This window comes from Neisseria sp. P0008.S010 (assembly GCF_051962715.1).
GTDB lineage: Bacteria > Pseudomonadota > Gammaproteobacteria > Burkholderiales > Neisseriaceae > Neisseria > Neisseria elongata.
Genome location: NZ_JBQCVA010000003.1, coordinates 1 through 23042, shown reverse-complemented (window position 1 = coordinate 23042; position 23042 = coordinate 1). Strand labels below are relative to the sequence as shown.

20 protein-coding genes and 1 pseudogene are annotated in these 23042 nt (G+C 56.2%); 13 read left to right on the top strand and 8 right to left on the bottom strand.

The genetic code is table 11. The annotated features are described in order from the left end of the window. The first annotated feature begins 92 nt into the window (after positions 1–92). The gene (purL, locus tag ACTHSL_RS01595) at positions 93–4055 is read left to right on the top strand and encodes a phosphoribosylformylglycinamidine synthase (protein ID WP_440380089.1); all 3963 of its coding nucleotides are present in this window, start codon (positions 93–95) and stop codon (positions 4053–4055) included. Between the two features lie 269 nt (positions 4056–4324). On the opposite strand, the gene ACTHSL_RS01590 is transcribed toward purL, so the two are convergent. Together ACTHSL_RS01590 and ACTHSL_RS01585 are read right to left on the bottom strand one after the other, a co-directional pair. After that, positions 4325–4828 carry a chorismate--pyruvate lyase family protein gene (locus tag ACTHSL_RS01590; protein ID WP_440380088.1) on the bottom strand — a complete coding sequence of 168 codons (504 nt, stop codon included), beginning with the start codon at positions 4826–4828 and terminating at the stop codon, positions 4325–4327. A gap of 8 nt (positions 4829–4836) precedes the next feature. Next, on the bottom strand, positions 4837–5907 hold the full coding sequence (locus ACTHSL_RS01585; RefSeq protein ID WP_440380087.1) for an AI-2E family transporter: 1071 nt from the start codon (positions 5905–5907) through the stop codon (positions 4837–4839). Between the two features lie 191 nt (positions 5908–6098). On the opposite strand from ACTHSL_RS01585, the gene purM reads away from it, so the two are divergent. The 9 genes from purM to ACTHSL_RS01540 all read left to right on the top strand — a co-directional run bounded on the left by purM (position 6099) and on the right by ACTHSL_RS01540 (position 15372). Next, positions 6099–7133, top strand: a complete 1035-nt coding sequence (gene purM / locus ACTHSL_RS01580; RefSeq protein WP_440380161.1) for a phosphoribosylformylglycinamidine cyclo-ligase — start codon at positions 6099–6101, stop codon at positions 7131–7133. Positions 7134–7297: 164 nt separating this feature from the next. Beyond that, entirely contained in the window at positions 7298–9577 is a 2280-nt protein-coding gene (locus ACTHSL_RS01575; RefSeq protein ID WP_440380160.1) for an NADP-dependent malic enzyme, read from the top strand. Between the two features lie 208 nt (positions 9578–9785). Next, positions 9786–10196, top strand: coding sequence for an HIT family protein (locus ACTHSL_RS01570; protein ID WP_440380086.1), 411 nt, complete (start codon positions 9786–9788; stop codon positions 10194–10196). A gap of 102 nt (positions 10197–10298) precedes the next feature. Continuing rightward, the gene (locus ACTHSL_RS01565) at positions 10299–11471 is read left to right on the top strand and encodes an LD-carboxypeptidase (protein WP_440380085.1); all 1173 of its coding nucleotides are present in this window, start codon (positions 10299–10301) and stop codon (positions 11469–11471) included. A 77-nt stretch (positions 11472–11548) separates the two neighbouring features. Continuing rightward, positions 11549–12469: an AEC family transporter gene (locus ACTHSL_RS01560; protein WP_440380084.1), complete on the top strand. Its 921-nt coding sequence runs from the start codon at positions 11549–11551 to the stop codon at positions 12467–12469. A 30-nt stretch (positions 12470–12499) separates the two neighbouring features. Beyond that, the gene (locus ACTHSL_RS01555; protein ID WP_440380083.1) at positions 12500–12928 is read left to right on the top strand and encodes a gamma-butyrobetaine hydroxylase-like domain-containing protein; all 429 of its coding nucleotides are present in this window, start codon (positions 12500–12502) and stop codon (positions 12926–12928) included. 20 nt (positions 12929–12948) lie between these two features. Beyond that, the gene (gene rnz, locus ACTHSL_RS01550; protein ID WP_440380082.1) at positions 12949–13872 is read left to right on the top strand and encodes a ribonuclease Z; all 924 of its coding nucleotides are present in this window, start codon (positions 12949–12951) and stop codon (positions 13870–13872) included. Between the two features lie 29 nt (positions 13873–13901). Beyond that, positions 13902–14639 carry a bifunctional demethylmenaquinone methyltransferase/2-methoxy-6-polyprenyl-1,4-benzoquinol methylase UbiE gene (gene ubiE / locus ACTHSL_RS01545; protein WP_003771461.1) on the top strand — a complete coding sequence of 246 codons (738 nt, stop codon included), beginning with the start codon at positions 13902–13904 and terminating at the stop codon, positions 14637–14639. Positions 14640–14841: 202 nt separating this feature from the next. Beyond that, entirely contained in the window at positions 14842–15372 is a 531-nt protein-coding gene (locus ACTHSL_RS01540) for a hypothetical protein (protein WP_440380081.1), read from the top strand. Positions 15373–15449: 77 nt separating this feature from the next. Here the strand turns inward: ACTHSL_RS01540 and ACTHSL_RS01535 are convergent, their stop codons facing one another. Genes ACTHSL_RS01535 through ACTHSL_RS01525 form a run of 3 tightly spaced genes read right to left on the bottom strand, consistent with a single transcriptional unit; the run spans position 15450 to position 17276 of the window. Continuing rightward, a complete protein-coding gene (locus tag ACTHSL_RS01535) occupies positions 15450–15920 on the bottom strand; it encodes a DMP19 family protein (RefSeq protein ID WP_440380080.1) in 471 nt (156 codons plus the stop codon). 15 nt (positions 15921–15935) lie between these two features. Beyond that, complete coding sequence (locus ACTHSL_RS01530) at positions 15936–16559, bottom strand: tellurite resistance TerB family protein (protein ID WP_049254248.1); 624 nt, start codon at positions 16557–16559, stop codon at positions 15936–15938. 36 nt (positions 16560–16595) lie between these two features. Further along, positions 16596–17276, bottom strand: a complete 681-nt coding sequence (locus tag ACTHSL_RS01525; protein ID WP_440380079.1) for an SgcJ/EcaC family oxidoreductase — start codon at positions 17274–17276, stop codon at positions 16596–16598. Between the two features lie 20 nt (positions 17277–17296). On the opposite strand from ACTHSL_RS01525, the pseudogene ACTHSL_RS01520 reads away from it, so the two are divergent. Further along, positions 17297–17404 (top strand): annotated as a pseudogene (locus tag ACTHSL_RS01520) (IS5/IS1182 family transposase); the annotation flags it as partial. 22 nt (positions 17405–17426) lie between these two features. Here ACTHSL_RS01520 and ACTHSL_RS01515 read toward each other — a convergent pair. The 3 genes from ACTHSL_RS01515 to ACTHSL_RS01505 all read right to left on the bottom strand — a co-directional run bounded on the left by ACTHSL_RS01515 (position 17427) and on the right by ACTHSL_RS01505 (position 19585). Further along, the gene (locus ACTHSL_RS01515) at positions 17427–17912 is read right to left on the bottom strand and encodes a DMP19 family protein (RefSeq protein ID WP_440380078.1); all 486 of its coding nucleotides are present in this window, start codon (positions 17910–17912) and stop codon (positions 17427–17429) included. 149 nt (positions 17913–18061) lie between these two features. Beyond that, the gene (gene lapB / locus ACTHSL_RS01510) at positions 18062–19234 is read right to left on the bottom strand and encodes a lipopolysaccharide assembly protein LapB (RefSeq protein WP_440380077.1); all 1173 of its coding nucleotides are present in this window, start codon (positions 19232–19234) and stop codon (positions 18062–18064) included. A gap of 6 nt (positions 19235–19240) precedes the next feature. Then, positions 19241–19585 carry a LapA family protein gene (locus tag ACTHSL_RS01505; RefSeq protein WP_049250107.1) on the bottom strand — a complete coding sequence of 115 codons (345 nt, stop codon included), beginning with the start codon at positions 19583–19585 and terminating at the stop codon, positions 19241–19243. A 192-nt stretch (positions 19586–19777) separates the two neighbouring features. Between ACTHSL_RS01505 and ilvE the strand changes: the two genes are divergently transcribed. Together ilvE and rep are read left to right on the top strand one after the other, a co-directional pair. Beyond that, positions 19778–20779: a branched-chain-amino-acid transaminase gene (gene ilvE, locus ACTHSL_RS01500; protein WP_440380076.1), complete on the top strand. Its 1002-nt coding sequence runs from the start codon at positions 19778–19780 to the stop codon at positions 20777–20779. Positions 20780–20870: 91 nt separating this feature from the next. Further along, complete coding sequence (gene rep / locus ACTHSL_RS01495; RefSeq protein ID WP_440380159.1) at positions 20871–22874, top strand: DNA helicase Rep; 2004 nt, start codon at positions 20871–20873, stop codon at positions 22872–22874. Positions 22875–23042: the final 168 nt, after the last annotated feature.

The window sequence follows — 23042 nt, the reverse complement described above, 5'->3', positions numbered from 1 at the left end:
GCAGGTCGGGCGGCCGTCTGAAAAAGGCGGACGGATGCGCGGCTTCGGCGTATAATCCGCCCTCTTTCCCAACCGCATTTGAGAGCTGAATCATGTCTGTTGTTTTGCCCTTGCGCGGCGTTACCGCCCTTTCCGATTTCCGTGTTGAAAAACTCTTGCAAAAAGCGGCCGCACTCGGCCTGCCCGAAGTGAAACTGAAAAGTGAATTTTGGTATTTTGTCGGCAGCGAGAAAGCACCGGATGCCGCGACTGTCGAAAAACTGCAAGCCTTGTTGGCGGCGCAAAGCGTTAAAGAAACGCCCGAAGCGCGCGAGGGCTTGCATTTATTTTTGGTAACGCCCCGCTTGGGTACGATTTCGCCGTGGGCTTCCAAGGCGACCAATATCGCGGAAAACTGCGGTTTGGAAGGCATAGAGCGCATCGAGCGCGGTATGGCGGTGTGGCTGGAAGGCCGTCTGAACGACGATGAGAAACAGCAATGGGCGGCTTTGCTGCACGACCGCATGACCGAATCCGTGCTGCCTGATTTTCAGACGGCCTCCAAATTATTTCACCATCTCGAATCCGAAACTTTCTCCACCGTTGATGTTTTGGGTGGCGGTAAAGAGGCTTTGGTCAAAGCCAATACCGAAATGGGCTTGGCGCTTTCAGCCGACGAAATCGATTATCTGGTTGAAAACTATCAGGCTTTGCAGCGCAATCCGTCCGACGTGGAGCTGATGATGTTCGCGCAGGCAAACAGCGAACACTGCCGCCACAAAATCTTCAACGCCGATTTCATCCTCAACGGCGAAAGACAGCCGAAATCGCTCTTTGGCATGATTCGCGATACACACAACGCGCATCCCGAAGGCACGGTCGTTGCTTATAAAGACAATTCGTCCGTGATCGAAGGCGCGAAAATCGAGCGTTTCTATCCGAATGCGGCGGAAAACCAAGGCTACCGTTTCCACGAGGAAGACACGCATATCATCATGAAAGTGGAAACGCACAACCACCCGACCGCCATCGCGCCGTTTGCGGGTGCGGCAACGGGCGCGGGCGGCGAAATCCGCGACGAAGGTGCAACGGGCAAAGGTTCGCGTCCGAAAGCGGGCTTGACCGGCTTTACCGTCTCCAACCTTAACATCCCCGACCTCAAACAGCCGTGGGAACAAGACTACGGCAAGCCGGAACACATTTCCTCGCCGCTAGACATCATGATTGAAGGCCCCATCGGCGGCGCGGCGTTCAACAACGAATTCGGCCGCCCGAACCTCTTGGGCTACTTCCGCACTTTTGAAGAGAAGTTTGACGGTCAGGTTCGCGGCTACCACAAACCGATTATGATCGCCGGCGGCTTGGGCAGCATTCAGGCGCAGCAGACGCACAAAGACGAAATCCCCGAAGGCGCGTTACTGATTCAACTGGGCGGCCCGGGTATGCTTATCGGCTTGGGCGGCGGTGCGGCTTCATCCATGAATACCGGTACAAACGACGCGTCTTTGGACTTCAATTCCGTACAACGCGGCAACCCTGAAATCGAACGCCGCGCGCAGGAAGTGATCGACCGTTGCTGGCAGCTCGGCGACAAAAACCCGATTATCTCCATCCACGACGTCGGCGCGGGCGGCTTGTCCAACGCCTTCCCCGAGCTCGTCAACGATGCCGGACGCGGCGCGGTATTCAAACTGCGCGAAGTGCCGCTGGAAGAACACGGCCTCAACCCGTTGCAAATCTGGTGCAACGAATCGCAAGAGCGTTATGTGCTGTCGATTTTGGAAAAAGATTTGGACACCTTCCGCGCCATCTGCGAACGCGAACGCTGCCCGTTTGCCGTGGTCGGCACGGCGACCGACGACGGCCATTTGAAAGTGCGCGACGATTTGTTCTCCAACAATCCCGTCGATTTGCCGCTGAACGTCTTGCTCGGCAAACCGCCCAAAACCACGCGCAGCGACAAAACCGTGAGGTCGTCTGAAAAACCATTCACTGCCAAAGACATCGACATCACCGAAGCCGCCTACCGCGTTTTGCGCCTGCCCACCGTAGCCGCCAAAAACTTTCTGATTACCATCGGCGACCGCAGCGTCGGCGGCATGACCCACCGCGACCAAATGGTCGGCAAATACCAAACTCCAGTAGCCGACTGCGCCGTTACCATGATGGGCTTCAACACCTATCGCGGCGAAACGATGTCTATGGGCGAAAAACCGACTGTTGCCCTGTTTGACGCACCCGCCTCGGGCAGAATGTGCGTCGGCGAAGCCATCACCAACATCGCGGCAGTCAACATCGGCGACATCGGCAATATCAAGCTCTCCGCCAACTGGATGGCGGCGTGCGGCAACGAGGGTGAAGACGAAAAACTCTACCGCACCGTCGAAGCGGTTTCTAAAGCCTGTCAGGCATTGGACTTGAGCATTCCCGTGGGCAAAGACAGCCTGTCGATGAAAACCGTTTGGCAGGACGGCGAAGAGAAAAAATCCGTCGTTTCGCCGTTGAGCCTGATTATCTCCGCGTTCGCGCCTGTCAAAGACGTGCGCAAGACTGTTACGCCTGAGTTGAAAAACGTCGAAGACAGCGTATTGCTGTTTGTCGATTTGGGCTTCGGCAAAGCACGCATGGGCGGCTCGGCGTTCGGTCAGGTCTATAACAATATGAGCGGCGATGCGCCCGATTTGGACGATACAGGTCGTCTGAAAGCCTTTTACAGCGTGATTCAGCAACTTGTCGTCGAAGACAAACTCTTGGCGTATCACGACCGCAGCGACGGCGGCTTGTTTGCGACGCTGGTGGAAATGGCGTTTGCGGCACGGTGCGGCTTGGATATAGATTTAAATTTATTGCTTGCACAAACATTTATTACCAACCATACCGCTCTGTCTCAATCATTGCGGACTGAAGAGGTAAAAGCGTTGGCTGAATGGCAAGAAACCATTGCCCGCACATTATTTAATGAAGAGTTGGGTGCTGTTATCCAAGTTAGAAAACAAGATGTTGCCGATATTATCAATTTATTCTATCAACAACAGCTGCATCATAATGTCTTTGAAATCGGTACGTTAACTGACGAGAACACGTTAATCATCCGCGACGGGCAAACGCACCTTATTTCTGACAATCTAATCAAACTGCAACAAACCTGGCAAGAAACCAGCCATCAAATCCAACGCCTGCGCGACAACCCCGCCTGCGCCGACAGCGAGTTCGCCCTGATTGACGACAATGAACGCAGCGCATTGTTTGCCGACGTGAAGTTTGATGTAAACGAAGACATCGCCGCGCCTTTCGTCAACAGCGGCGCGAAACCCAAAATCGCCATCCTGCGCGAACAGGGCGTGAACGGGCAAATCGAAATGGCCGCCGCCTTCACCCGCGCCGGATTCGATGCCTACGACGTACATATGTCCGACCTGATGGCAGGCCGCGTCCACCTTGCCGATTTCAAAATGCTGGCGGCGTGCGGCGGCTTCAGCTACGGCGACGTACTCGGCGCGGGCGAAGGCTGGGCGAAATCCATCCTGTTCCACCCCGCCTTGCGCGACCAGTTCGCCGCCTTCTTCGACGACCCGGACACGCTGACATTGGGCGTGTGCAACGGCTGCCAAATGGTCAGCAACCTCGCCGAAATCATCCCTGGTACGGCAGGCTGGCCGAAGTTCAAGCGCAACCTGAGCGAACAGTTCGAAGCGCGCCTGAGCATGGTTCACGTCCCCCAATCAGCCTCCCTGATCCTGAACGAAATGCAAAGCTCCAGCCTGCCCGTCGTCGTCAGCCACGGCGAAGGCCGCGCCGACTTCGCGCTTCACGGCGGCAAAATTTCAGACGGCCTCGGCATCGCGCTGCAATACGTCGACGGACAAAACCAGGTTACCCAAACCTACCCGCTCAACCCCAACGGCTCGCCGCAGGGCATCGCCGGCGTGACCAACGCCGACGGCCGCGTTACCATCATGATGCCCCACCCCGAACGCGTGTACCGCGCCGCACAAATGAGCTGGAAACCGGAAGACTGGACGGAACTGTCCGGCTGGTACCGCCTCTTCGCCGGAGCAAGGAAGGCTTTGGGTTAAATCGTATCCTGATTGGCTGATTTGAAAGAAAAAGGCCGTCTGAAAACAGGTATATTGGACTTCGCTCCAACCTGTTTCAGACGGCCTTTACGTTTATGCGTATATTGCCGAATATAAAAATAACCGACCGCCGTCATTCCCGCGCAGGCGGGAATCCAGACCTCTATATTTCAGAAATATTTAAAGATTACTGTAAATCCAAACTTCCGGATTCCCGCCTGCGCGGGAATGACGGTTGGCGGTATGACGCATTATCTCAATAATCGGTTTTACAAATAACCGACCAGGGCGGGCAGGAAACATTCCACCAAGCCCAGTGTTTCGTTTTGTCTTTGGAAAAACGAACGGCGGGCCAATTGCGCATTTTGCACCGATGGGGGCGGGATGCCTTCGAGGGCGGCAAATTCCAGTGGCGAACGCTGCCAGTCCGCACCTTCGGCAAACAGGCGTTCGCCCAACGGGCGGCTGCCGCAGTCGAGCATCTGCCGCCAGTAGTCGGACGACGGCAGGCACTGGCTGCGTGCCCAAACGACGGTTTCGCCATTGAGGCAGAGTTCGACGTCGCGGCAGAAGTATGATTTGCCCGGCACGCCGCAGTCGAGCAGGAAGCTGCCGTCCGCCAGGCCCAGATGCAGCAGGCGGACGGAGAATTCACAAGGCAGGGCGCGCAAGGCGGCGGTCAGCGACGGGCTTTGCAACAGGCCGGCCAGTTTTTCAGACGGCCTGAGGGTGGCGGGCAGGCGGGTTTGCCAAAGCGGGGCGGAAGGATTCATGCGGAAGGTCATTTGTGTTGGTAAAAATGGCTGGCGAAATAGACCTGCGAACCTTCGCGCAGCAGCACCAAACAGATGGCGGCCAGCGGCAGGCCGATCAGCATGCCGACAAAGCCCATCAGTTGGCCGAACGCCATCAAAGAGAAAATTACCCAAAACGGCGACAGGCCGATACGGTCGCCGACGATTTTCGGCGTAACGACGAAGCTCTCCAAAAGTTGTCCGGCGGCAAATACCAGCCATACCCAGACCAACCCATGCCATGAGCCGAATTGGAGCAGGGCGGCAATGGTGGCCAGCAGCAGGCCGGTAAACGCGCCCAAATAGGGGATGAAGACCAAAAGGCCGGCAATCATGCCGATGGCGAAGCCCGAATCGAGGCCGGTCAGCATCAGGCCGACGCCGTATACCACGCCCATAATCAGCATCACCATCAGCTGCCCGCGTAAAAATTCGCCCAATACTTCGTCGATTTCGCCGCCGATGCGGTTATAGGCATCGATAAAACGGCGCGGAATCAGGGCGCGGATGCCGTGCGACCAACGTTGCCAGTCGTATAGGAAGTAATACAGTAGCAGCGGCAGGAGGGCGAGGTTGCTCAAGCCGGAAGCCAGCGCGCCGCCTTGCGCCACCAGGGCGGGGGCGATTTTCGAGGCGGTGTTCTGCAGCGTGCCGGTATGGCTTTGCAGCCAACTTAGCAAAGTTTCCTTATTCAGCGGGATGTGTGCGCCGAAATGGCTGTTCAACCAAGGCAGTGCTTTGTTTTGAACAAAGTCGATCAGCTGCGGCAGGCGGCCGGCCAGGTTTTGAAACTGTGTCAGCAGCATCGGTATCAGAATCAGCAGCAGCGCCAACAGTACGAGCAGGGCGAACATCATGACCAGCATCGATGCGGGACCGCGCGACACTCCTTTGTCGCGCAGCTTTTCCACCAGGGGATTAAGGATGTAGGCCAAAACGGCGGCGACGATAAACGGGGTCAGAATATCGCTCAATGCCAGCACCAGCCAACTTACGGCGATAAAAAACACCGCGCAGGGCAGCCAGGGCGACAGACCGCGTTTTTTCTTTGTATACATGATGGATTGCCCTAAAGGGAAAATAAAGTGGCGAAGCATAACACGGAGAAGCACGGGCTGCATCCTTCAGGCCGTCTGAAAACTTTTTACGATATATAAAACCACCGCCAAGCCCGACAAAACGGGCGGAATAGGGTAAAATGCCGCCGATTTTTTCCAACCTTGTTTACAAAACCGAGAAAGCCGACAAAATGAGCGAATCCTTAAGCTACCGCGACGCAGGCGTGGACATCGACGCAGGCGACCAACTGGTCGAAAACATCAAACCTTTTGCCAAACGCACCATACGTCCCGAAGTGTTGGGTGATTTGGGCGGCTTCGGCGCATTGGTCGAAATCAGCAAAAAATACAAAAATCCCGTCCTCGTCAGCGGCACCGACGGCGTGGGCACCAAGCTCAAACTCGCCTTCGATTGGGACAAACACGACACCGTCGGCATCGACCTCGTCGCCATGAGCGTCAACGACATTTTGGTTCAAGGCGCAGAACCTTTGTTCTTCCTCGACTATTTCGCCTGCGGCAAACTCGACGTCGCCCGCGCTACCGACGTGATTAAAGGCATCGCCCAAGGCTGCGAAGAATCCGGCTGCGCCCTCATCGGCGGCGAAACCGCCGAAATGCCCGGCATGTATCCCGAAGGCGAATACGACTTGGCGGGCTTCGCCGTCGGCGTGGTCGAAAAAGAGCGCGTCATCAACGGCCGCAGCATCAAAGCGGGCGACATCGTGTTGGGCTTGGCTTCCAACGGCGCCCATTCCAACGGCTACTCCCTCGTCCGCAAAATCATTGCCCGTGACAATCCCGATTTGGACGCCGAGTTCGATAACGGCAAAACCCTGCGCGAAACCATCATCGCCCCGACCCGCCTGTATGTAAAACCCATTCTCGCCGCTTTGGAAAAATTCACCATCAAAGGCATGGCGCACATCACCGGCGGCGGCATCACCGAAAACGTGCCGCGCATCCTGCCTGAAAACACCGTCGCCCAAATCGACGCCGAAGCATGGGAATTGCCCAAGCTGTTCCAATGGCTGCAACAGGCCGGCAATGTGGAAACGCAAGAAATGTACCGCACTTTCAACTGCGGCATCGGCATGGTGGTCGTGATTGCCGAAGAAGATGCCGACGCGGTGCAGGCATTCTTAACCGAACAAGGCGAAACCGTTTACCGTTTGGGCGTTATCCGCGAACGCAGCGGCGACGAACACCAAACCCAAGTTGTCTGACACCACACGGAGGCCGTCTGAAAACGCCGATGCAGGCATTTCAGACGGCCTTTTTCCCGTATGCACGCCATGTTAGAATCGTGCATTTGCAAATCTTCGCGGGCCGTCTGAACCGGCAGCGTTTTCAGACGGCCTGCATCCCAAACCCTTCAGGAGAAAACAGCATGGATGATTTAATCAAAGAAGCCGCACTGCGCTTTCACGAATACCCCAATCCCGGCAAAATCCAAGTCGCGCCCACCAAGCCGCTGGGCACTCAATACGACTTATCGCTGGCCTATTCGCCGGGCGTGGCCGCACCGTGCATGGAAATCTACGCCGATCCGCTGAACGCCTACAAATACACCGCCAAAGGCAATCTGGTGGCCGTCATTTCAAACGGCACGGCGGTTTTGGGGTTGGGCAACATCGGCGCGCTGGCGGGCAAACCCGTGATGGAAGGCAAGGGCGTATTGTTCAAAAAATTCGCCAACATCGACGTATTCGACATCGAAGTCAATGAAACCGACCCCGACAAACTGGTTGAAATCATCGCATCGTTGGAACCCACCTTCGGCGGCATCAATCTTGAAGACATCAAAGCACCCGAGTGTTTTTATATTGAGAAAAAATTGCGCGAACGCTGCAACATCCCCGTTTTCCACGACGACCAACACGGTACGGCCATCATCACCGCCGCCGCCGTATTGAACGCCCTGCGCGTGGTGGGCAAGGATATCGGCCAAGTCAAACTCGTCTGCTCCGGCGCGGGTGCGGCCGCCATCGCCTGCCTGGACTTGCTGGTTGCTTTGGGCATGAAGCGCGAAAACATCACCGTTTGCGACTCCAAAGGCGTGATTTACCAAACCCGCGAAGACCGTGGGCGCATGGACGAAAGCAAGGTGCGCTACGCCATCGCCGACAACGGCCAGCGCGTATTGGCCGATGCGGTAAACGGCAAAGACATCTTCTTGGGACTCTCCGGTCCCAACGTATTAAGTCCCGAAATGCTGAAAACCATGGCCGCCAGCCCCATCGTGTTGGCGCTGGCCAACCCGCAGCCCGAAATCTGGCCGCCTGAAGCCAAAGAAGCCCGTCCCGACGTAATTATCGGCACCGGCCGTTCCGACTTCCCGAACCAGGTAAACAACGTCTTGTGCTTCCCGTTCATCTTCCGCGGCGCGCTGGATGTGGGTGCGACCACCATCAACGAAGAAATGAAACTGGCCTGCGTGCGCGCGATTGCCGATTTGGCGATGGCCGAATCCAGCGCAGAGGTGGCCGGCGCATACGGCGACGCGGAATTGACCTTCGGTCCGGAATACCTGATTCCCAAACCGTTCGACCCGCGCCTGATTGCCCGCATCGCCCCGGCCGTCGCCAAAGCCGCGATGGATTCCGGCGTGGCCACCCGTCCGATTGTCGACTTGGAAGCCTATGCGGAAAAACTGACCGAGTTTGTTTATAAAACCAGCCTGTTTATGCGTCCGGTGTTCAACCAGGCGCGCAAAGACATCAAGCGCATCGTGCTGACCGAAGGCGAAGACGAACGCGTATTGCATGCCGCGCAACAAGTCGTGTCGCAGAAACTGGCCTTCCCGATTTTGGTGGGCGATGCCAAGCTCATCGAAGAACGCCTGCACAGCCAAGGCCTGACCATCCAGCCGGGCAAAGATTTCGAATTGATCGACATCAAAAACAGTCCCTATTACGAAGCAAGCTGGAAGGAATATTACAATCTGCGCAAACGCAAAGGTGTAACCGAAGAAATGGCGCGCCGCCGTCTGAAAGCCAACAGCACGCTGGTGGGCGCGCTTCTGGTTCGGCTCGGCCACGCGGACGGCCTGGTGTGCGGCACGATGGGGCGTTTCCACGACCACTTTGCCGTGATGGAAGAAGTGATCGGCTATAACAATCCCGAAAAAGAAGCCTTCGCCATGAACGCGCTGATTTCCAACAAGGGCAATTTCTTCATCGCCGACACCTACATCAACGAAAACCCGACCGCCGAACAATTGGCCAACGGTACGTTAATGTGCGCCGCCGAAATGAAACGCATCGGCCTGAAACCGAAAGTCGCGCTGGTGTCCAATTCCAACTACGGCAGCCATTGCAGCCCCGATACCCGCAAAATGCAGCGTGCGTTGGAAATCATCCGCGAACTCGATCCGACTTTGGAAATAGACGGCGAGATGCAGGCCGATGTGGCTTTGGACGAAGAAATGCGCAAGAGCATTTTCCCCGAAACCACGCTGAACGGCGCGGCCAACCTATTGGTGATGCCCAATGTGGAAGCGGCCAACATCAGCTACAACCTGCTGCGCGTGAACGCCACCAACGGCATCACCGTCGGCCCCATCCTGATGGGCTTGAACAAACCGGTGCAGATTGTTACGCCGATTTCCACCGTCCGCCGCATCGTAAACATGATTGCACTGGCCGCTGTGGACGCGCAACGCCAATAAACGGTATGTGTTAAAACGGGAAAGGCCGTCTGAAATTGCCGCAGTTGGTTTTCAGACGGCCTTTTTATACCGATAAACAGTTTTTCAGACGGCCTCTGTTCCCAAACAGGCCGTCTGAAAAGTTTGAACGGCCGTATCGTAAGGCCTGCCTCCTGCGTCTTCCGATTGTTTTACGGTACAATGGCGGCTTTCCGTTTGGAGATGCTTCATGAATTGCCCCATCTGTACCGCCGACAACGAAGAAATCCTGTGGCGGAACGACAAGCTGCGGGTTATCGCCGTGCACAACGAAGCCAACGCGCCGGCCTTCTGCCGCGTGATTTGGCAAAACCATGTGGCGGAAATGACCGATTTGGATGCGGCCGAGCGCACCGAACTGATGGAAACCGTTTATCGTGTGGAAAGCGCGATGCGGCAGGTGTTCAAGCCCGCCAAAATCAATCTGGCCAGCTTGGGCAACGTCGTACCGCACCTGCACTGGCACGTTATCGCCCGCTTTGCCGACGATGCCAATTTCCCCGCCCCGATTTGGGCGGCGGCGCAAAGGCCGTCCGTAACCGTGCTGCCTGCCGATTGGCCGCAGCAGGTAAGGGCGGTGTTGCAGAAAGAGGCCGTCTGAAAACACGGCATCCCCGTTTTACGGCCAATCCCATTGAAGCGGCAGGGAATTTCCCTTATCCGCCATGTATTCATACCATGCCGTCTGAAAGGATATACAAAGATGACTTGGCTCACATCCCGACGCAACCTGTTCCGCACCTCCGCCGCCGTGGCTGGCGCAGGCATACTCCAGGCCTGTAGCGGCACGCAGACCGTCCCCTTCAAACCGACCACACAAGCTGATCCGTCGCAGCAAAACCGAAAACAAACATCAGGAAACAACGTGTTACGCATTATCGCTTCTTCAGGCTTTGCCCCCGATACCGCACGGGCGCAGGCCGGTATTTCCCGTCTTCAGGCGGCCGGGTTCGCCGTTACCAACGAACAGGCAATTTTCCGCCGTTACCAGCGTTTTGCCGGCAGTGATGCCGAGCGGATCGCCGACGTTCAAGACGTGGCCGACGGCCGCGTACCCACGCCGAAAGTGCTGATAGGGATGCGCGGCGGTTATGGCGCGCACCGGCTGTTGCCGCACATCGATTTTGCCTCGTTGGGCGCACGGATGCGCGAACACGGCACACTGTTTTTCGGCTTCAGCGATGTTTGCGCCCTACAACTGGCCTTGCTGGCACGGGGCAACTGGCTCAGTTTCGCCGGCCCTATGGTGTACAGCGAGTTCGGCAAACCCGTGCCGAGCGTCTACACCATGGATTCCTTCATCCAATGCACCACCTCCGGCAGTTACAGCGTCAGCGTGCCCGCCTTCCAAAGCCGCGACGTGAACTTGGAAGGCATCCTTTGGGGCGGCAACCTCAGCGTTTTGGCGGCATTGACCGGCAGCCCCTATATGCCCGACATCGCCAGCGGCATCCTGTTTTTGGAAGACGTGGGCGAGCAGCCCTACCGCATCGAGCGTATGCTGCAAACCCTGCTGTTGGCCGGCATCCTGCAAAAACAGCAGGCCGTCATCCTCGGCGATTTCCGCATGGGCAACATCCGCGACGTATACGACAGCAGCTACGATTTGTCGGCCGTTTCCGCCGCCATCAGCCGCGCGGCGCGGATTCCGGTGCTGACCGGTTTCCCGTTCGGCCACATCAGCAATAAAACCACCTTCCCGTTGGGCGCGCAGGCCAAAGTCCGCGGCAACGGCAGCGGCGGCTACACCGTTACCTTCGGCGGCTATCCGACGCTGGACAAATCTGGCCTCTATCTCGACAGCCTCCTTCCGCAGCCCGACTTTATCGAAGGAATCGTAACGGCAACGCCGGAAGACAAAACCGATTTGGAATAGCGGCCGCCTTTTCAGACGGCCCCTGCCGCATCTGCTAAAATCCGTCCCCGCCATCCGCCGATTGGAGCAAACCCGCCATGCTGCAAATCTTCAACATTACCGCGCCGATCTTCCTCATCATCGGCTTGGGTTACGGCGCGGTGCGGTTTGGCGTATTCCGGTTTGAAGAACTGCGTGGTACGGCGAAATTCGTGATGAAGGTCGGCCTGCCCGCATTGGTGTTTTTTGCCATTGCCGCCAAACCGGTAAACGAAGTATTCGATGCGGTCTACCTGGCAGGCTATGCGGCGGCGACACTGGCGGCTTTCTTTATCGGCTGGCTGTTCGGCAGACTGCGCGGCGGTGATTCGCGGCTGGCCGCGCTGAGCGGCTTTTCCATGTCGTTTTCCAATACCGGCTTCATCGGCTATCCGCTGCTGTCTATGGTCATCGGCGATGCGGCGGGCGGCTATTTTGCCATGAACGTGCTGGTGGAAAATATGTTGCTGATTCCGCTGTTTTTCATCTTGGCAGATTCGGCGGGCGGCGATGGAGGCCGTCTGAAAAACCTCGCGGCAGTATTGAAGAACCTGCTGAAAAACCCGATTATCCTCGCACAGTTTGCCGCCGTGCCGTTCGCCTTCGGCTGGCTGCCCCTGCCGGGCGCGCTGCTGAAAACTGCCGGCGTACTGTCTGCCGGTTCGGGGCCGGTGGCCTTGTTCGTGATTGGCGGCAGCCTGGTCGGCCTGCGTTTGGGCGGCAGGTTGGCCGATATTTTCCTGCTGACGGCGGGCAAGCTGCTGTTGTTCCCGCTACTGGTCGTCGGCCTGCTGCTGTTGTTCGGCGCACCGCGCGACATGCTTTTTGCGGGCGCATTGCTGGCTTGCGTACCCATGGCCAGCATGGTGGCCATTATCCATGCCCAATACGGCCACGAACAGCGCGGCGCGGCGATTATGCTGCTGACCACGGTATTATCGTTTGCCAGCATCTCGCTGGTTTTGCTGTTCGGCCGCTGAACGCACATCGAAAGAAAGAAGGAAACCGACATGAAACACCCGCTGCCCGAAGAAATCCGCGTCCGTTCAGGCCGGGCCGCCTTGGGGTTGGTATACGGCGGCGAAACCTTCGACCTGCCGGCTGAGTTTTTGCGCGTCTATTCGCCCAGTGCGCAAGTGCGCGGCCACGGCCCCGGACAGGAAGTGTTGCAAACCGGTAAAAAAGACGTGCTGATCAACGATATCGAACCTGTCGGGCAATATGCCTTGAAAATTGTGTTTTCAGACGGCCACGACAGCGGCTTGTACGATTGGGGCTATTTGCATACACTGGCAAACGATTACGACGCGCTGTGGGCGGATTACCTGCGCCGCATCGAACTGGCGGGCGCGTCGCGCCTTCCGTCTGCCGACGATTCGCAAGCCAGGCCGAAATCCGGCCATGCCTGCGGCAGCGGTGGTTGCGGCGGACGGCATTGAGGAAGAGGCCGTCTGAAAACATGGAACTGCAATTTTTAGGCACCGGCGCGGGTTCGCCGTCGAAAGAGCGCAACGTTACCTGTACCACCTTGAAAACAGGTGGGAAAAGTAACGAAGTCTGGCTGTTTGACTGCGGCGAGGCCACGCAGCACCAAATCCTGCGTACCAACATCCGGCCGGGCAAAATCAGGCGGATTTTCATCACGCACCTGCACGGCGACCACATCTTCGGCCTGCCCGGCCTGTTCAGTAGCCGCTCGTTTTTGGGCGGGGCGGACGAACCGCTGTCCCTTTACGGCCCCGCCGGTATCCGCCGTTTTGTCGAAAGCGCGCTGGAAGTTTCGCAAACGCAATTGAGCTATCCGATAAACTTCCATGAATTCGTTTCAGACGGCCTCATATTAGACGACGGGGAATTTACCATCCGTGCGTTCGGACTGGCGCACAGCCTGCCGTCCTTCGCCTACCGCATCGAAGAAAAAGAACGCGCGGGCGGCTTGCAGATGGACCGTCTGCGTGAACTCGGCATCCCGTCCGGCCCGTTGTTAGGCCGTCTGAAAAACGGCGAAACCGTAACCTTGGACGACGGGCGGCTGATTGACGGCAAAGAATACCTTTCGCCGCCGCGAAAAGGGCGGATAATCGCCGTCTTCGGCGACACCAAGCCCTGCCCGTCTGCTCCGGCGGCGGCTGAAGGGGCGGATGTCTTGGTGCACGAAGCGACTTTTGCCGCCGGAGACGAAGCAATGGCGGAAAAAGTTTTCCATTCCACCGTGTCCGATGCCGCAAACCTGGCCGCCGAAGCCGGGGTGAAACAACTCTACCTGACCCACATCAGCGCGCGTTATGCCGATGAGGCGCAACGGCTGATGCTGGAGCGGCAAGCGCAAAACATATTTCCCGCGTCGAAAGTGGTTGGCGATTTCGACGTATTCGATATTTGAATCCGCATTATTTTTAAAAGGCAGGCAACATGAGCGACCATAAAACCCATTTCGGTTTCAGTACCGTAGATGAGAACGAGAAAGCAGGCAAAGTGGCCGAGGTATTTCACTCGGTAGCGAAAAACTATGACATCATGAACGACGTGATGTCCGGCGGCCTGCACCGCGTTTGGAAACATTTCACCATCAACACCGCGCGCCTGAAAAAAGGCGACAAAGTGTTGGACATCGCGGGCGGTACGGGCGATTTGTCGCGCGGCTGGGCCAAGCGGGTGGGCAAAGAGGGCGAAGTTTGGCTGACCGACATCAATTCGTCGATGCTGACCGTCGGCCGCGACCGCCTGATCAACGAGGGCCTGATTCTGCCCGTATCGCTGGCGGACGCGGAAAAACTGCCGTTCCCCGACAACTATTTCAATTTGGTTTCCGTCGCTTTCGGCCTGCGCAATATGACGCACAAAGATGCGGCGTTGAAAGAGATGTATCGTGTGTTGAAACCGGGCGGCACGCTGTTAGTATTGGAGTTTTCCAAAGTCTACAAACCGCTGGAAGGCGTGTACGACCTGTATTCGTTCAAACTGCTGCCGGTTATGGGCAAACTGATTGCGAAAGACGCCGACAGCTATCAATATCTGGCCGAATCCATCCGTATGCACCCGGATCAGGAAACTTTGAAACAGATGATGTTGGATGCGGGTTTCGACAGCGTGGATTACCACAATATGAGCGCGGGCATCGTGGCGCTGCACAAAGGCGTGAAGTTCTGATTACGCAAACATTTGAAAGGCCGTCTGAAAATATTTTTCAGACGGCCTTTTAAGTTTCAGACGGCTTCGGGGATTGTAGGGAAATGGCGGTCTATCACAGGTCTTTGCCGCCGTTTGGAATAGTTTGGGTAAATTAAATTTGGTAAATCGAAAAAAAATAATATACTGCCGCAACCTTTTTTAACATATAGATAAGGAACAGATGATGTTAAAATATTTGGCATTGCCGATTTTGGCCTTGACGCTGACCGCCTGCGGCAGGGGGGCGGACGATTATGTCGGCTATTGGCACGAACAGCAGGACAAGGGCGAAGAAATCCTTGAAATCAAAAAGGAAGACGGCAATTATTTTGCCGAGGAGCTGATAAACAAAACCGATTTTTTTGGTTTGCAGAAAAAAGCGGTAGTTTTGAACGAGAAAGACGGCAAGCTGTCGATGAACGCCGGCATGGGGGAAATAGTGCTCAATTTGTCGGACGACGGTAAAACGCTGTATATGGCCAACCAAAGTTATACCAAGGTCGGAACCGATTTCAAGGAGAAGGTGCTGGCACATGAGCAGGATTGCCGCAAACTGTCGGAAGAGTACAAAACCGAACTGAATCAGTTGAGTTGGGGCGATCCCGAATACAAGGTAAAAAACAAGGAACTCAGCCAAAAATTTAAAACCCGGTTTGCCGAACTGGAGAAGGAAGTCCGGTGCAACAGTAAGCCGCTGGGCGTGATGAGATAGGTATGAGGTTTTGCCGTGCACCTATTCTTCCTCGTGCCGGCCATACAAGGGAGGCCGTCTGAACTTGATCGAAGTTTTCAGACGGCCTCTTCTAGCAGTTCGGGCCGTTCGCGGTAGAGCGCGTCCAAGTCGGCCAATACGAGGTCCATAAAATAATCTTCATCCGCGCCGCCGGTGATGATGTCGTTGGCTTCGTCAAATACATCCTCGCCGAATTGTTCTTCGATTTCGAATAGTTTGTCCATACGCCGTTCTCGGTCCAAGGGATAATCCCCGCCGAAATAGGCTATGGCCGAATGCAGGGCGGCATAAGTTTTCGGCAGTTTCAAACGCTGAAGGCCGTCCAATGCCGACAAGGCAAACTCGCCCGAATTGTTGAAAAAGAACTGGCTGAGCGAGCCGTTGTTGCATTCGGCCTCCAGCCACCACAGGGCAACGGCCTGCTGCTCTTGCGGCAGCAGGCGGGCGATGCCGTCGGCGAAATTGTCTTCCGCCCATTCCCAGCGTTTTTCCAGCTTCGGCCAAACGGCTTCGTACAAACGATTCATTCCGGTTTCTGCGCTTTACAGGCCGAGCTGCTGTTCCAATTGATCGACCAGTTTGTCGTCCAGATTCAGAGCCTGCGCCAGTTGGGCAAGGAAGACGATTTCTTTGCGTTCCAAATCGCCGCACACCATGCGCGCGGCCAGATAGGTTTCCGCGGCAAGTGCCTGGTCGCCGCCGACCGCTTGGGCGATTTCGCCGACGGTGGCCGGGCGGGCGTATTCTGCTGCGAGCCATTGCTGCGCTTGTGCATCGGCACTGCTTTCTTTGGCTATCATTTGTTTTTCAGCCTCGTCAATCAGGCCGTCTGAAGAGGCGGCGGCAATCATGGTGCGCAGGATGATGCGGCTGTGGTCTTCGGCGATTTGTCCGACGGGTGCGAACGCGCTTTGCGGTTGGGCTTGTGCCTGATTGCCCTGCCAGTTTTGGTAGGCTTTGTAGGCGAGCATGCCCAGTGCGGCCATCGAACCGGCTTTCACCAGCGAGCCGCCGCCTTTCTTTTTCAGCAGCATGGAGGCTAGGCTGCCGACGAGTGCGCCGCCGCCGAAGGAGTTCAACGGGTTGCCGTTTTTGCCGGACAGTGCGCTGTTGCCGCTTTTTTGTACGGTATCCAAAACTTGATTGAGCAGATTATTGAAATTCATGAGGTTTCCTTTCTTAAAGAGGATGAGGCGGTGGGTTTATTTTTTCAGACGGCCTGTCCGTCTGCCCAACAGGAAGCCGGCGGCACAGGCCAAAAGTGCGGCCACCGCGCCGCCGCCCATCAGCCAGTTTCGCTGTGCGGACAGTACGGGGTTGTCGAGCATATTGACGGAGTAGTGGAAGCCGGCGATGAGCCACCGGCCGTTTTGACGGACGATGGTCGCGCTCCATTGCGGCTTGACTTCCCATGTTTCGCCGCCGGCCAGTTCGTAGCGGTCGTTGCTGCGGCCGAAGGCGAAGGCGGTGTTGCCGCCGTCGTAAAGGTGGGAAAGTTCGTCGGCTTCAAATTGGGCGGTGATGGTTTTGACGACCGGTTGGCTGCCGCCAAGCATTTTTTCGTAGTATCCGCGCACTTGTTCTTTGCCGATGACGCGGTCGCCGTTCATGGTGGTAAAGACGACGTCGTCGGTCAGCCCGTCCAAAAGGGCATCCAAATCGCGATTGTTCAGGGAGGTTTGCATGTGGTCGCGCAGTTGGCGGAGTTCCTGATGCAGGGCTTCTTCGCTGAGTCGGGTATCTGGGATTTCGGGTAGCGGAGCTTCCTGTTTCGGCGCGGAAGCTGGGGTGTTTTCGGGTGTGAGTTCTATAGCGGGGTAGGCTTGAAGCGGGGCGGCGGCGAGCAAGAGGGTGAGCGGGATGGTGTGCAATAATTTTTTCACTGGTGTCTCCTTATCGGTTTTATAGTGGATTAAATTTAAATCAGGACAAGGCAACGAAGCCGCAGACAGTACAAATAGTACGGCAAGGCGAGGCAACGCCGTACTGGTTTAAATTTAATCCACTATATTTCAGACGGCCTGAAAGCCTTGTTATTCGGGAAGGTCGGCGAATTTAGGCCATTCGTTTTCAATGTACTCGGCCACGGCCTGCATGTCGCTTTCGGATGCTTCGTAATATTCGCCGTCGAGTTCTTCAAAGATGCCGTAGCGGCGGCGTATGTCTTCCAGGCCGTTTCCTTGTCCGGCCAATTCTTCGATTTCCGCGCCGTAGCGTTGATAAAGCGTCTTGGCTTGGTCGAGGATTTTCGGCGTGGGTTTGATTTTCCAGCGGCGAAGGCTGTCGGCCAGCGGGTTGGCGAAGACGTATTCGCCGTAGCCTGTGGCAATCAGTTGCAGAAAGCCGCCTTCCTGCACTTGGCTGTCGAGGAAGACGTAGGCCATGAGGGTGTGCTGTTCGTCGGTCAGCTTTTCGCCTGCGTCTTCGCCGTGCCGTTCGAGATAGGCGAAGCAGCGGTCGGCCAGGGTGTAGACGAATTGTTCGTCGGATTCGGATTCATTGCGCGGTATGGGGTTCATGGTTTCGCTTGGTTAAAGTGTTTCAGACGGCCTTTGTCTGTAGGCTATGGGAAATGCGGTTTCAGACGGCCTGATGTGTATGGAGGCCGTCTGAAAGAGTTGGTTTATGCCTGCGGTTTTACTGCCTCGTTTGGATTTTTCTTTATTTGCTATATTTCGATGCGGCCGGGTGTGAAGGTTTCCCATTTGTTGCAGGCGGGGCAGTGCCAGAAGAAAACCTGCGATTTGAAGTGGCAGTTGCGGCAGCGGTACATCCAGCTTTTTTGCAGTTGGCGGCCGACGACGCCGCGTATCATGTCGGCATCTGCCTTCCATGCGGGGTTCAGGCCGCTGATTTGTACGCCCAGCAGGCGGTAAACGCCGTTGAGGTCGGGCTTGGCGCGCACCAGTTCGGCAATGGTTTCGTTGGCTTTTTGTTCGCCGTGAAGCAGCAGGGATTTTTCGTAAATGACGTTCAACAGGTCGAGCTGCGGGAAGGTTTGCATATAGCCGATCAGCACGGTCAGGCCTTCTTCCGGCTGTTTCAGGCCGTCGTAGGCGTCGTATAGGCGTTCGCCCACCATATTCAAATAGGCGTGGTTTTGCTTTTCGATGGCCGTGTAGGCGGCTACGGCGGCGGCATAGTTGCCTTGTTTGAGTTCCAGGTCGCCCAAGATGATGTTGGCCCGGCAGCATTTTCCGTTGGCGGATAAGGCCGTCTGAATATGGCTGCGGGCGGTTTCGATGTCGGATTTGAACAGGGCTGCCTGTGCGATTTCGCAGTGGAATTGGGCGATTTCGAATTGGTAGGTCTGTTCGTCGTGGCTGAGCAGTTGGGCCGTTTCGACTGCTTTTTCCCAGTCGCGGTCCTGCTGGTAGATGTGGAGCAGGTGTTCGCGCGCGCCTTTGGCCATGTTGCCGTCTTGTAGGGAGAGGAAGATTTGTTCGGCGCGGTCGACCAGGCCCGCGCTTTGGTAGGTTTTCCCCAGCTCAAAGAGGGCGCGCTGTTTTTTGTCGCCGACGGTGTCGGGCAGTTCGCTCAGGGTTTTCAGCAGGCGGATGGCTTTGTCGTTTTCACCGCGCGAACGGTAGAGCTTTCCCAGGGTGAGGTTCAGGTCGTAAGACTGCGGCTGCAAATCGGCCACTTCCGCCAGCTCGTGTGCGGCTTTGCCTGTGTTGCGGTCTACCAAGGCTTCCAGGCTGGCGTAAAAACCGGTCGGGATGCTTTTGGCCTGCTTCAGTACGGTTTTCATGTCGATGCGGGCGGCAACCCAGCCCAAGGCGAAGCAGATAAAGGGCAGCAGGGCAATCAGCACCCACCATGCCGGAATATCGTTTTCCATCGGGGATTATTCTTTCTTGGCGGTTTCGGCGGCGGGGACGGGAGCCTGGGTCGGAGCCGGAACGGGGGCGGCGGTCGGGGCGGCGATGTCGGTGTTGTTCAGGCGGGCGGCCTTTTTCACTTCGGCACGCAGGCGGCTGTTTTCCGCACGCAGGCGCAGCAGGCGGCCGAACAGGGCGAAGATGCCAAACAGTGCGCCGATGACGAACATGCCGAACAGCAAGACGATGAGCGGCGCATTCACGCTTTGTTCGGGCAGGTAGTTGAATTGCACGGCCTGTCTGTTGATGACGGCTAACACTAGGAAAATCAGCAGGATAAATACTTTGATAATTAGGGAAACTGTTTTCATTGACGGCTCCGTAAGGATGTTTTCAGACGGCCTCCGCATCGGGCGGGGCTCGGTTAGGCGGACAAACAGCCGCTAGTGTAAACGATTTGGCCTGCGTTTGCATTTCGTTTGTTCGGCTGCGCGCTTCTTGCCAAATATGGACTTGAAGGCGTATCTTTACGTTTTTTCGAAATCCGGTTGAGAGTATCCATCATGAGCAGACCCGTACCCGCCGTGTTCGGCAGCGTTTTCCACGCCCAAATGCCCGTTGTCGCCTATAAGGACGGCAAATGGCAGCCGACCGAATGGCAAACTTCCGCAGACCTTACCCTCGCGCCCGGCGCGCATGCCCTGCATTACGGCAGCGAATGCTTTGAAGGCTTGAAAGCCTTCCGTCAGGCGGACGGCAAAATCGTTTTATTCCGCCCGACGGCGAACATCGCCCGTATGCAGCAAAGCGCGGATATTTTGCACCTGCCGCGCCCCGAAACCGAAGCCTATTTAAATGCCCTGATCGAATTGGTCAAACGTGCCGCCGACGAAATCCCCGACGCGCCTGCCGCACTCTATTTACGCCCGACGCTAATCGGTACCGACCCCGTTATCGGCAAAGCCGGTTCGCCGTCCGAAACTGCATTGCTCTATATCCTCGCTTCTCCGGTCGGCGATTATTTCAAAGCCGGTTCGCCCGTGAAAATTTTGGTTGAAACCGAACACATCCGTTGCGCACCGCACATGGGCCGCGTCAAGTGCGGCGGCAATTACGCCTCCGCCATGCCTTGGGTGTTGAAGGCGAAAGCAGACCATGGCGCAAGCCAAGTCCTGTTCTGCCCGAACGGCGACGTACAGGAAACCGGCGCGTCCAACTTTATCCTGATTAAAGGCAACGAAATCATCACCAAGCCGTTGACCGACGAATTCCTGCACGGCGTTACCCGCGATTCCGTGCTGACCGTCGCCAAAGACTTGGGCTACACCGTCAGCGAACGCAACTTCACCGTGGACGAACTCAAAACCGCAGTCGAAGAGGGCGCAGAAGCGATTCTGACCGGCACCGCCGCCGTCATCTCGCCCGTTACTTCTTTCGTTATCGGCGGCAAAGAAATCGAAGTGAAAAGCCAGGAACGCGGCTACGCTTTGCGCAAAGCCTTAACCGACATCCAATACGGCTTGGCGGAGGACAAATACGGCTGGTTGGTTGAAGTTTGCCGCTAAAACGTCCGTCCATAATGGCAGGCCGTCTGAAAACCGTCCGTTGCGTTATAATCCGGCCTTTTTCAGACGGCCTTTCCGCGTCAAAATCCCCATGAAACTCAATCCACAGCAAATCGAAGCCGTCCGCTACCTCGGCGGGCCCTTGCTCGTGCTTGCCGGCGCCGGCAGTGGCAAAACCGGCGTAATTACGCAAAAAATCAAGCATTTGATTGTCAACGTCGGCTATCTGCCGCACACCATCGCCGCGATTACCTTCACCAATAAAGCCGCCACGGAAATGCAGGAACGCGTCGCCAAAATGCTGTCCAAGTCGCAAACGCGCGGGCTGACGATTTGCACGTTCCACTCTTTAGGCATGAAGATTCTGCGCGAAGAGGCGAACCATATCGGTTACAAAAAAAACTTTTCCATCCTCGATTCCACCGACAGCGCGAAAATCATCGGCGAACTTTTGGGCGGCACGGGGAAAGAAGCCTTATTCAAGGCGCAGCACCAGATTTCCCTGTGGAAAAACGATTTGAAAACGCCCGAAGACGTGCTTCAGACGACCTCAAACGCTTGGGAAGAACAAATCGCGCGCGTGTATGCGAGCTATCAGGAAACCCTAAAAAGCTATCAGGCGGTGGACTTCGACGACTTAATCCGCCTGCCCGCCGTGCTGTTGCAGCAAAACAGCGAAGTGCGCAACAAATGGCAGCGGCGGCTGCGTTATCTGTTGGTTGACGAATGTCAGGACACCAATACCTGCCAATTTACCCTGATGAAGCTCTTGACCGGCGCGGAAGGCATGTTTACCGCCGTCGGCGACGACGACCAGTCCATCTACGCTTGGCGCGGCGCGAACATGGAGAACCTGCGCAAAATGCAGGAAGACTATCCGCAGATGAAAGTCATCAAATTGGAGCAAAACTACCGCTCCACCGCGCGGATTCTCAAAATCGCCAACAAAGTGATTGAAAACAATCCTAAATTGTTTACCAAAAAACTTTGGTCGCAGTTCGGCGAAGGCGAAATCGTCAAAGTCGTTGCCTGCCAAAACGAGCAACACGAAGCCGACTGGGTCGTCAGCCAAATCGTCAAGCAGAAGCTGGTCGGCGGCGACAAAACCCAATACGCCGATTTCGCCGTGTTATACCGCGGCAACCATCAGGCGCGGATTTTTGAAGAAGCCTTGCGCAGCGCGCGCGTTCCTTACCAACTCTCCGGCGGACAAAGCTTTTTCGACAAAGCCGAAATCAAAGACGTGTTGTCCTATTTGCGCCTGCTTGCCAACCCCAACGACGATCCCGCCTTCCTGCGCGCCGTAACCACGCCCAAACGCGGCATCGGCGATGTAACGCTGGGCAAACTCAATACCTACGCACACGAACACGAATGTAGCCTGTATGAAGCCGCGCAAACCGAAGAAGCTCTAGCATTACTGAACAATACCAACCGCCAACACCTGCAAGCCTTTATGGATATGTTCGGCAGCTACCGCGCCAAAGCCGAAACCAGCGAAGCGGGCGAACTCATCAACAGCCTGCTCAAAGAAATCGACTACGAAAACCACCTGCTTGCCAGCGAAGAGGGGAAAGCCGGCGAAATCAAATGGCGCAACGTCAGCGACTTGACCGGCTGGCTAGAGCGCAAAGGCGAGCAAGACGGCAAAAACATCATCGAACTTGCCCAAACCGTCGCCCTAATGACGCTTTTGGAAGGCAAAAGCGAAGAAGAAGTCGATGCCGTCAAACTCTCAACCCTGCACGCCTCCAAAGGCTTGGAATATCCCTACGTTTTCCTCGTCGGCTGCGAAGAAGGCATCCTGCCGCACAACGACAGCATCGAAGAAGACAACGTCGAAGAAGAACGCCGCCTGATGTACGTCGGCATCACCCGCGCCAAACGCCAGCTTACGCTGACCCACTGCGTCAAACGCAAAAAACAAGGCACATGGCAGTTCCCCGAACCCAGCCGCTTTATAGACGAAATGCCGCAGGAAGACATCAAGATTTTAGGGCGCAAAGGCGGCGAGCCGATTGTGAGCAAGGAAGAGGGCAGAAGCCATCTGGCGGGAATGCTGGATATGTTGGCGGCAAAAGGCAGGAAAATATAAACAGCGCGGCCGCGGAGGCGGTTTGCTGCTCGAAAATTCCCCGGCTTTGTAGGAATATCATCCGCATATCTTCCGTTTACAGTAAGAGGCGGCGGATTCGCATTTGAAGTGCAACTTTCCATAACAGAAAAAGGCCGGTATGCGGCAGCATACGGCCTTTCCTGCAAG